Origin of the sequence: Cytobacillus oceanisediminis (assembly GCF_004366035.1) — a bacterium.
In the GTDB taxonomy this organism is placed as follows: domain Bacteria; phylum Bacillota; class Bacilli; order Bacillales; family Cytobacillaceae; genus Cytobacillus; species Cytobacillus oceanisediminis_C.
This window is the reverse complement of the sequence record NZ_SOEE01000008.1, coordinates 1-9,981: the sequence shown is the minus strand read 5'-3', so window position 1 is coordinate 9,981 and position 9,981 is coordinate 1. Positions and strand designations below refer to the sequence as shown.

Annotated in this window: 10 protein-coding genes and 1 pseudogene; 7 read left to right on the top strand and 4 right to left on the bottom strand. The window is 41.9% G+C overall.

What is annotated here, in order from left to right; translation table 11 throughout:
• Positions 1–343: 343 nt before the first annotated feature.
• Complete coding sequence (locus tag DFO72_RS19480) at positions 344–1,513, bottom strand: MalY/PatB family protein (RefSeq protein WP_113883574.1); 1,170 nt, start codon at positions 1,511–1,513, stop codon at positions 344–346.
• A gap of 115 nt (positions 1,514–1,628) precedes the next feature.
• Between DFO72_RS19480 and DFO72_RS19475 the strand changes: the two genes are divergently transcribed.
• Complete coding sequence (locus DFO72_RS19475) at positions 1,629–1,889, top strand: DUF1871 family protein (protein ID WP_113883573.1); 261 nt, start codon at positions 1,629–1,631, stop codon at positions 1,887–1,889.
• A 53-nt stretch (positions 1,890–1,942) separates the two neighbouring features.
• Here DFO72_RS19475 and DFO72_RS19470 read toward each other — a convergent pair whose 3' ends face one another.
• Positions 1,943–2,791: an alpha/beta fold hydrolase gene (locus tag DFO72_RS19470; protein ID WP_113883572.1), complete on the bottom strand. Its 849-nt coding sequence runs from the start codon at positions 2,789–2,791 to the stop codon at positions 1,943–1,945.
• 174 nt (positions 2,792–2,965) lie between these two features.
• Between DFO72_RS19470 and DFO72_RS19465 the strand changes: the two genes are divergently transcribed.
• Positions 2,966–3,469 (top strand): Lrp/AsnC family transcriptional regulator, encoded by a 504-nt coding sequence (locus tag DFO72_RS19465; RefSeq protein ID WP_113883571.1) that lies wholly within the window; start codon positions 2,966–2,968, stop codon positions 3,467–3,469.
• A complete protein-coding gene (locus DFO72_RS19460) occupies positions 3,469–4,644 on the top strand; it encodes an aminotransferase (protein ID WP_113883570.1) in 1,176 nt (391 codons plus the stop codon). Before DFO72_RS19465 ends, DFO72_RS19460 begins: the two co-directional genes overlap by 1 nt.
• Before the next feature lie 103 nt (positions 4,645–4,747).
• Here the strand turns inward: DFO72_RS19460 and DFO72_RS19455 are convergent, their stop codons facing one another.
• Positions 4,748–5,116, bottom strand: coding sequence for a helix-turn-helix domain-containing protein (locus tag DFO72_RS19455; protein ID WP_113883569.1), 369 nt, complete (start codon positions 5,114–5,116; stop codon positions 4,748–4,750).
• A gap of 277 nt (positions 5,117–5,393) precedes the next feature.
• On the opposite strand from DFO72_RS19455, the gene yugI reads away from it, so the two are divergent.
• The 3 genes from yugI (at position 5,394) to DFO72_RS19440 (ending at position 7,959) form a co-directional block, all read left to right on the top strand.
• Positions 5,394–5,792 carry a S1 domain-containing post-transcriptional regulator GSP13 gene (gene yugI, locus DFO72_RS19450; protein ID WP_035332058.1) on the top strand — a complete coding sequence of 133 codons (399 nt, stop codon included), beginning with the start codon at positions 5,394–5,396 and terminating at the stop codon, positions 5,790–5,792.
• A gap of 239 nt (positions 5,793–6,031) precedes the next feature.
• Positions 6,032–7,456, top strand: a complete 1,425-nt coding sequence (gene nhaC / locus DFO72_RS19445) for a Na+/H+ antiporter NhaC (protein ID WP_113883568.1) — start codon at positions 6,032–6,034, stop codon at positions 7,454–7,456.
• A gap of 137 nt (positions 7,457–7,593) precedes the next feature.
• The gene (locus DFO72_RS19440) at positions 7,594–7,959 is read left to right on the top strand and encodes a group I truncated hemoglobin (RefSeq protein WP_113883567.1); all 366 of its coding nucleotides are present in this window, start codon (positions 7,594–7,596) and stop codon (positions 7,957–7,959) included.
• Between the two features lie 121 nt (positions 7,960–8,080).
• On the opposite strand, the gene DFO72_RS19435 is transcribed toward DFO72_RS19440, so the two are convergent.
• The gene (locus DFO72_RS19435) at positions 8,081–9,505 is read right to left on the bottom strand and encodes a sigma-54 interaction domain-containing protein (RefSeq protein WP_113883566.1); all 1,425 of its coding nucleotides are present in this window, start codon (positions 9,503–9,505) and stop codon (positions 8,081–8,083) included.
• A gap of 219 nt (positions 9,506–9,724) precedes the next feature.
• Here DFO72_RS19435 and DFO72_RS19430 point away from each other — a divergent pair.
• Positions 9,725–9,981 (top strand): annotated as a pseudogene (locus tag DFO72_RS19430) (L-glutamate gamma-semialdehyde dehydrogenase); the annotation flags it as partial.

Sequence of the window (9,981 nt, the reverse complement as noted above, 5' to 3'; positions counted from 1 at the left end):
AGGGGAGAGAAAATGGTAGTTAATCAGAGGGATTAACGCCGAAAATAGGAGAGGGGAGAGAAAATGGTAGTTAATCAGAGGGATTAACGCCGAAAATAGGAGAGGGGAGAGAAAATGGTAGTTAATCAGAGGGATTAACGCCGAAAATAGGAGAGGGGAGAGAAAATGGTAGTTAATCGGATGGATTAACGCCGAAAATAAGGACTGCAAGAGATAAATGGTAGTTAATCAGAAGTATTTACGTTACGGAAAAAGAGAACCAAGAAAGAATGGCAATTATAAAAACCGCAAATATCCAGCACACAAAAAAAGCACGGCCTCAGCCGCGCCTCCACAAACACTATCACCCAAAAGCTCTTTTCAGCCTCTCCAGCCCTTCTGCCAATACCTCATGAGGGCAGGCGATATTCATTCGAACAAATCCTTCGCCGCCTGAACCGTATTTCGGGCCTGGTTCCAGGGCTAGCTTCCCTTTTTCCAAAAGGCTTTGACGCAGGTCGTCATCAGTTAATCCCAATCCTCGGCAATCAAGCCATAGAAGATATGTGCCATCTGGCTCCATCAAGCGAATACCCGGAAGGTGCTGCCCAATAAATTCTGCAGCAGTCTTTTTATTTTCTTCCAGATAATCCATCAAACCATCAAGCCATTCCCCACCATGGCGGTAAGCTGCTTCCATGCCGATAATTCCAAAAGCGGACAGCGTGAAGAATCCTTGCTTGTGCTGTTCTGCCTGAAAAGCCTTCCGCAGCTTCTCATTGCTTATAATGGCAGCTGAAGCTTGAATTCCGGCAAGGTTCCAGGTTTTTGTGGGAGCTATGCAGGTGACTGTGAGTTCTGCAAATCGCGGATCCAGTGAAGCAATGGGATAATGCTTATGGCCTTTATAAATTAAATCAGAATGGATTTCGTCGGATAGAATAAGGCAATCATATGTAACACATAGCTCCCCTATTTTCCTCAGTTCCTCTTCTGTCCACATTCGGCCGCCCGGATTGTGCGGATTGCAGAGAAGGAATAGTTTCACGCCCTCTTTCAATTTGTTTTCAAAATCGGCAAAATCAATCTCGTACCGGCCATTCTCGAGTTTCAATTGAGAATTAACGACAGTGCGTCCATTCTGTTTAATCATCTCAAAGAATGGAGTATATACCGGAGACTGCAGCAATACTTTATCCCCTTTTTCAGTGAAAGCCTGGATGGCAGTTGCGATGGAGGGAACCACTCCAGTGCTGTATAGAATCCACTCATTTTTGATTTTCCAGCCATGCCGCTTGTTCAGCCACAGTCCGATAGATTCTGCAGTTGAATCCGGCGCATACGTATATCCGTAGACCCCATGAGCCATTCGGTCTTCAATGGCTTTCTTTACTTCTTCGGGAGGCTGAAAGTCCATGTCTGCTACCCACATGGGCAATACATCGGATCTGCCAAAAACATCCTTGGTCAGATCCCACTTAACAGAAGCTGTATTTTCCCTGCTGATTTTTTGATGGAAATTAAAACGATTCAATCCTGTCACCGCCTTAAGAATTCTTTTATGTACCTTGACTCTATGATATGATATTGATACTAAAAATTAAAATATTGCGGCTTCAAATCGGCCGAATAATAAAAAGGTGATATACATGGAAAATCAGCAAACGAATCTTTTGCTTGTCTACACTCTGGATCAGTGGGATCCATTTGGAGCGGGGCCGGGCAATTATGATACTGAAATTGCGGATTCAGTCCAGGCAGTCCATGATTTAAATGATTTAATGAAATTGGCCAGGAAGATTCAATCCATTTATGAATTCTCGTTTGAGGAAATCATTCCTTTGGAAAAATGCAAAGAAATTTCCGGGCGTCTTCTGGAAATCAAGAATAATGGCACCTGTGCTATTTAAGATAAAAAACGGCAGCTCTCAGACCCTGGGGGCTGCCACTTTTATTTACAATACTATACACTCTCCTCTACCCGAATGGTATTCATAAAACTCCTGATGTGCTGAAGAACATCTTCCGGCCGCTCTTCCGGCACAAGATGCCCGGTATCTTTTAATACTACCAGCTTGGAATTTTTCAGATCCTTATTCAGCCGTTTGCCGATATGAAGCGGGACGACTCTGTCATGTTCTCCCCAAATTAATAGACAGGGCGTTTCTATTTTCTTCAATGCAGAGGCTGGCATATCGCCTTCCCTGTCGCGGATCATCCTGGTTAAAGCCCGGAAAATATCGTCTTCTAAAAATGGCGACAAATATCCGTAAAGCATTTCATCATCAATCATGGAATGATCGTAGACAACATTTTTTAAATTCTGCTTTACCCCTGAGCGTTGAAGATATAATTTAACATACAGATGAAAGAAAGGTATGTAGCTTGAAAAGATGATATGCGGCTTCATTCGTTTCATATACCCGGAACTGCAAAGCAATACTGCCTGGCCTACGAGTTCAGGCTTGGAGTGTGCCACATTTAAAACAATCTGTCCACCCATGGAATGGCCTATTAAAGTGACTTTTTCAAAGCCCAGCTTTTCTGATAAGCGGATAACCGTATCCGCCAAATTTTTGTAAGAATAGACGAACTGCTGGGATTTCCCGCTTTTGCCGAAGGGCGGTAAATCCATTGATACCACATTGAATTCCGTTTGCAGCAGAGGAATCAGCCTGCGATAACTAAAGGTGGATGACAGAAAACCATGAAGCAGCACCAGGGTATCCCTGGAGGAATCATGTTTGTAGTATTCATAATAAACATCTGTTCCATTAATAGGCTCTGTTCCTGAAAAGGTTGCTTGTTCCATTGGCCTTCCCCTCCTAGTCCCGGATTTACTTTATTTTCCCCTTAAACTTAATCTTGACACATATGATTTTAAAGAAATTAATAAATAATGAAAGTGACACATTTATTTTCTGCAGATTTTGCTATAATGTAACTATTTTATAGAGTAAATCACTAAAGGATGGGAGCGACAAAGGTGAAATTAACTGAAAAGCAAATAGAGGTTTTGGAAATTTTAGAAAACAACAGTGCGCGAATCCCTGTGGAAGACATTGCGAAAATGGCCGAATTAAGTATGGCGGAAACTGAAACTATTTTAGATAAACTCGAGGAAATGAAAGTGCTTGTGCGTTTTAATTCCGTTATTGACTGGTCAAAAGTCGATGGTCATGAAGGAGTTACCGCTATGATTGATGTGAAGGTCGCTCCAAAGCGCGGAGTGGGATTTGATGAAGTTGCACAGAGAATTTACCGTTTCAAAGAAGTAAGGTCTGTCTATTTAATGTCCGGTGCCTATGATCTTTCTGTCATCATCGAAGGACGTTCCATGAATGAGGTTGCCCGATTTGTATCAGAAAAGTTATCGACCCTCGATTCTGTCTTATCGACAACCACACATTTTATTCTAAAAAAGTATAAGCATGACGGCACTATTTTTGAACAAAGTGAAGACGACAAACGAATTGTGGTGTCACCGTAATGAATGGAACTAAGTCTTATTTATCCAAAACGGTAGAAGAGCTGAAACCTTCCGGGATTCGCCGCTTTTTTGACCTTGCTGCAGGAATGGAAGGAGTCATTTCCCTTGGGGTGGGGGAACCTGATTTCATCACACCATGGTCAGTGCGTGAAGCAGCCATCCTATCGCTTGAGCAGGGATATACATCTTATACGGCTAATGCTGGGTTACTGGAGCTTCGGGAGGAAATCGCAGGATATATGGAGAAAAGCTTCGGCGTTTCTTATTCTCCCCGGAGTGAAATAACCGTGACGGTGGGAGCGAGCCAGGCGCTGGATATTGCTCTTAGGGCAATCCTCGATCCAGGCGATGAAGTAATTGTAATCGAACCAAGCTTTGTATCCTATGTGCCATTAGTGTCTCTTGCGGGCGGTATGCCTGTTCAGGTCCAAACTTTAAAAGAGAATGGGTTTAAGATTCTGCCTGAGCAGCTGGAAAATGTAATCACTGACCGGACTAAAGCCATTATACTTTGTTCACCCAATAATCCGACTGGCACCATGTTAAGCGGAAGTGAACTGGAGGCAGTAGCCCAAATAGCTGAAAGATACGATCTGCTGGTTCTTTCAGATGAGATTTATGCCGAGCTTGCTTATGATGGCGAGTATACGAGTTTTGCCGCAATCAGCGGAATGAAAAAAAGAACCATCCTAATCTCGGGTTTCTCAAAAGGGTTTGCCATGACAGGCTGGAGATTGGGGTTTGTCTGCGCTCCTGAAGCAATTTCCCAGGCGATGCTGAAAATTCACCAGTATGCGATGATGTGTGCGCCCACGATGGCCCAGTTTGCCGCTCTTGAAGCCTTGAAAACAGGCAGATCAGATGTTGAAGATATGAAAAAGAGCTATAGGCGCAGGCGGAATTATTTTGTTCAGTCCCTAAATGAACTGGGATTAACATGCCATGTGCCGGGCGGAGCCTTTTATGCTTTCCCATCTATTAAAAGTACGGGACTTTCCTCTGAAGAATTTGCAGAAAAGCTGCTGCTGGAGGAAAAGGTAGCGGTGGTGCCAGGCAATATTTTTGGGGAAAGCGGGGAAGGCCATGTGCGCTGCTCTTATGCCACATCCATGGAATTGCTGCAGGAAGCAATTAAGAGAATCAGCCATTTCTTAAAGCGAAACCAAAAGGCATAAAAAAAGGACAATCTGCAACAGATTGTCAACTTCAAAAAGGGGGGAATACTAGAAAGCCTTACACTACAAGGCTAACCAGTATTCCCTTTTGATATACTCTCTTTTATAAAACTTTTTGATCATATTTGATTTCAAATAGCATTTGCATGACACGGAGGAAATCTTCCTCGCTGAATTCCTTTGCTTTGCGCAAGATGAGCTTAGCTTTTTTGGTGCCAATTTCACGCACAAGCTGTTCGATTTCATAATCAATTCCTGACTGGCCCTTCTGAAGTTCCTGTTCAAGCAGCTCAGAAGCTGGAATATCGAGGGCGGTTGAGATTTTTAAAACAGTCTGGGTATCAGGAATCTGGTCTCCATTTTCATATTTTGCAATCGTCCCCGTTCCAACTCTCACTTTCAAAGCGAGCTGCTGCTGGGTTATATTTGCGCGTTCGCGGCAAGCTTTAATGTTATGGCCGATATTTGACATATCCATCACTCCCACTGTCAATTTCTTCTATCTATATTTTATCATGAGAAACGTAAGATCCTCTCTTTACTTCATGAACATTTCGTTAACAAACAAAAAGGATGTGTACATATTGTTTGCGGATTGCTTTATTATAATGAATGGCTGTCATAATTGTTTTATGGGATAAAATGGATGTGAATGCCAACAAATCATTTTTGATATTTTTATGAAGTTATGATATAATTTCTTATTGCGTATAAAGAGATAAAATTTGAATTTAAATAGGAGTGTTTTCATGTCAGAGAAAATCGAAGTAGGCAGTGTTATTACAGGAAAGGTAACAGGTATTCAGCCATATGGTGCGTTTGTGGCATTAGATGAGAATACACAGGGATTAGTGCACATTTCGGAAGTGACTCATGGTTTCGTTAAAGATATCAATGAGCATCTTAAAGTGGGCGATGAAGTAAAGGTGAAAGTGTTATCTGTTGACGAAGCAGCAGGTAAAATTGGTTTATCAATCCGTGCAACAGAAGAAGCTCCACAAGCAGAAGCGAAAGCTAGAAAGCCTCGCAAGCGCCAGGCGGCTCCAATCAAAATGGAGGACGAATCTGCACAGGGATTCAACACACTTAAGGATAAGCTTCAAGAGTGGATTGACCAGTCCCAGCGCGAAGATCTTATTAAGAAGTAATAAAATGGATAAACCGGGTTTCCTGCCCGGTTTTTTATTTTCATTGAGATGCAAAAAATATTTGCTTTCTCATGCAAAATGAGCGGGCGCTCGACAAATTTTTTTGCATGCTCAGCTACATAAGACAGAAGAAATTTATAATTTTTAAGATAAATAGTCTGAAAAATGTTGGAATTTTATATCTTGGCATTAATCTTGCAATAGTAAAACCAACTGCAACTTTAAAAGGAGGAACATACATGCAAGAAACAGGAAAGAAAATCCCTTTCTGGTTTTCAGTACTGCCGCTGCTGGTGATGATTGCTGCCATGATAATTACAATTGTTAAGTTTGAGGGAAGCCCACATGTGCCTTTAATTACCGGAACAATTGTATCCGCTTTCATCGCCTGGCGTTTTGGCTATAAATGGAACGATATTGAGGAAGGCTTCTATAAAGGCATTAAGTTAGCGCTCCCGGCTATTCTTATTATTATAATGGTCGGTTTGACAATTGGCTCCTGGATAGGCGGGGGAATTGTAGCGACCATGGTCTTTTACGGTTTAAAACTGATGACGCCATCTATGTTTTTAGTCTCAATTTGTATTATCTGTGCCATTGTCACTCTGGCAATCGGAAGCTCATGGTCTACAATGGGAACGATTGGCGTCGCCGGAATGGGAATTGGAATCAGCATGGGCATCCCGGCTCCAATGGTGGCGGGAGCTATCATCTCAGGCGCCTATTTCGGAGATAAAATGTCACCGCTGTCCGATACGACTAATTTGGCTGCGGGAATCACAGGCACGGATCTTTTTGAGCATATTAAAAATATGTTTTACACAACCCTCCCGGCGCTGGCCATTGCTATTATTGCTTATTGGTTTTTGGGAAGGCAATTTGGCGGGGATGATTTGAATAATGAAAAAATTACTGATGTCATGAATGTTTTATCAGAGAACTTTATCATCTCTCCTTGGCTATTACTGGTACCTGTTATTGTTATAGGGTTAGTGGCAAAAAAGGTACCTGCACTGCCTGCGCTTGCGGTTGGTGTTTTCCTTGGCTGGCTATGCCATATTTTTGTCCAGGGCGGTGCTGTGGGGGATGCCGTCAACACTCTTCAGGGCGGATTTTCAATTGAATCAGGCAACACAATGGTGGACGAGCTTTTCAATAGAGGCGGCATTGACGATATGATGTACACCGTGTCCCTTACGATTGTAGCAATGGCCTTTGGGGGAGTTATGGAGCAGACCGGCATGTTAAAAGCCATAGTTGAACAGATTCTGAAATTGGCCCGTTCAGCAAGAAGCTTAGTAGCAACTACCGTACTATCTGCCTTCTTTACAAATGTGGCGGCCGCAGAGCAGTATATTTCCATTCTGCTGCCGGGAAGAATGTACACACAGGCATTTAAGGATAAAAATCTGCAATCCAAAAATCTTTCACGGGCACTTGAAGATGGCGGTACGGTCACTTCTGTTTTTGTTCCATGGAATACTTGTGCAGTGTTTATCATGTCAACACTGGCCGTTCATCCCTTTGAATATGCACCTTATGCGATTTTAAATTTCACTGTGCCAATCCTGGCTATTATCTTTGCCATGCTTGGCTACAAAATAACTTTCATGAGTGATCAGGAACGAAAAGAAATGGAAGAAAAAGATCAAATAGCATCATAAGGCTCCGACCCTTCGGAGTCTTTTGTTTTTTGGGAAAGCGATAGGGTAAAGTGAAGGGGAGAAGTCCCTGTTCCGATTTATGAATAGGGACTTTGATTTAGTCAAAGAATACATTTTGTGTTGAAAGGAGAGATATTATGGCAGAACAGACACTTTACGAAAAAGCAGGCGGAGGAGAAGCCATTGAAAAGGTAGTTGATTATTTTTACGAGGAACTGGTATTAAAGGATCCGACCGTCAATCAGTTTTTTGAGAATACGGATATGACTAAGCAAAAACGTCATCAATCCAAGTTCATAAGCTATGCATTGGGTGGTCCTAATCAATATTCAGGCAATTCCATGGCAAAAGCGCATGAGGGTATGAACCTGCAGCCCGAACACTTTAACGCGATTGCTAAGCATCTGCATGATGCGCTTGCTCATTTTGGGGTGAGTGAGAGGGATATCGATGAAGCTTTGACTCGCGTTACAGCTCTTAGGGACGATATTCTATACAAATAAGCTCCCCGGAGGGAGCTTTTCGTTTTTATCTGCCAAAATTAGAATTTAATCGAGATAATCAACTTTTATCGCGAAAAATTCATTATATCTGCGAACCAATTCTTCTAAACCTTGAGAAACATCAATCAGTTGTTTCTTTCCTGACTCCGTATTTTCTTAGCCGGTATTGCAGGTTTTGCCGGCTCATGCCAAGGGATTTTGCGGACTGGGTTATATTATTGCCATGGTGTTTAAGGACTTTCTTTAGATAGTAGGTTTCAGCTTCCTGTATATATTGTTCGAGTGTTTTTATAGGCTTGTTTTTCTGAATAAGCAAATCCTCCAAATGACCGGTTTCGTTCGGTTCCTCCTTGAATTGAGGCTTATTCCGGAAATGAAGAGGCAAATGCACATAGCTGATCGCTTCTTCCTGATCAAGCAGATTCATGGCCCCTTCGATTATATGCTCCAATTCCCGTACATTGCCCGGCCAATCATATTGCTCGAATTTGTTCATTACTTCTTCATCGATTTCCGCTACATTCATCCCAAATAGCTGATTGTATTTTTCTATGAAAAATTGTGCAAGATCCCGGATATCCTTTCTTCTCTCACGCAGAGGCGGAATGAAGAGGGAAACAACACTTAGCCTGTAATATAAATCTTTTCTCATACGGTCTTCTGAGATAGCATCAATCGGGTCTTCGTTAATGGTTGCTATAATTCTAATATCTACTGTCCGGTCTTTCGTATCACCGACCCTTCTGACCGTTTTTTCCTGCAAAACTCTCAAAAGCTTTGCCTGCAGGGATGGATTAAGTGAATTGATTTCATCCAGCAGCAGTGTCCCGCCATTTGCCTGTTCAAACAAACCTGGCCTTTCAATGGAGCCTGTAAATGCCCCTTTTTTTGTACCAAATAATAGACCCTCTATCAGACTGTCCGGAAGAGCAGCGCAATTTTGGGAGATAAATGGTTTTGAAGAGCGGCTGCTGCCATTATGGATGCTTTGGGCAAAGAGCTCTTTCCCTGTGCCCGTCTCCCCGATAATCAGGACAGAAGAACTTGTCCGGGTTGCTCTTTTGCTCGCTTCAATCACTTCATGGATCTCGTCGCTGCTGCCAATAATACTATCGAAAGTATAGCGGGTGTCTCCGCGTTTATTCATATTTTCTCTGATCAGTTTTTCAAGCTTGGTCACATCACGTGCGATTTCCATAGCACCAATCTGTTCACCATCTTCCATAATTGGAAAGGTATTATTGATCGTGGTGATTTCCTGCCCCTTATTGTTAAAATAGGTTTGTTTGGCATTTTTAATTTTGCTGCCATTTTTGAGCGCCTGAAGCAAGGTGCTGTCTTCGTCCTGATTGAAAGAAAATACATCCAGCAGATTTTTATCCAATACATCTTCATAATCCATGCCTTCTATTTGGGCCATTTTTTTATTGTAGAATGTAGTCCTTCCTTCCTCATTCACTACATGGACACCAACATCAATTTCATCTAATATCCGCTGAAAGAACTTGCTTTTCAATTGGAGCTGTTCAAATTCTCTGTGATTCATTGTAATCTCCTTCACTCGGCAGTTTATTCAATAGTATATACTAACTTGAATATATGCAATGAATATTTGCACTAATAACTATTAGTGATTAAAAAAGAGCAAAAATATTTTGCTTTCAGCTTATAAAAATAGTCATTTATCAGCTTTTCATATTTGGCACACTTCTTGCATTATAAAATGGCGGATGAGAAAACGAATTTATTAAAGGGGGATGGCATCATGGTACAGCCGTACAAACATGAACCTTTCACAAATTTTAAAACAGAAGAAAACCGTGAAGCATACTTACAGGGACTAAAAACAGTCGAAAGCTATTTAGGACAAGACTATGACTTAGTAATAGGCGATGAAAGAATCTCCACTGATGAAAAAATCGTATCTATCAATCCTTCTAATAAAGAAGAGGTAGTTGGCCGTGTTTCAAAGGCAAACCGCGAGCTTGCGGAAAAAGCGATGCAGGCTGCTGTTGAAGCATT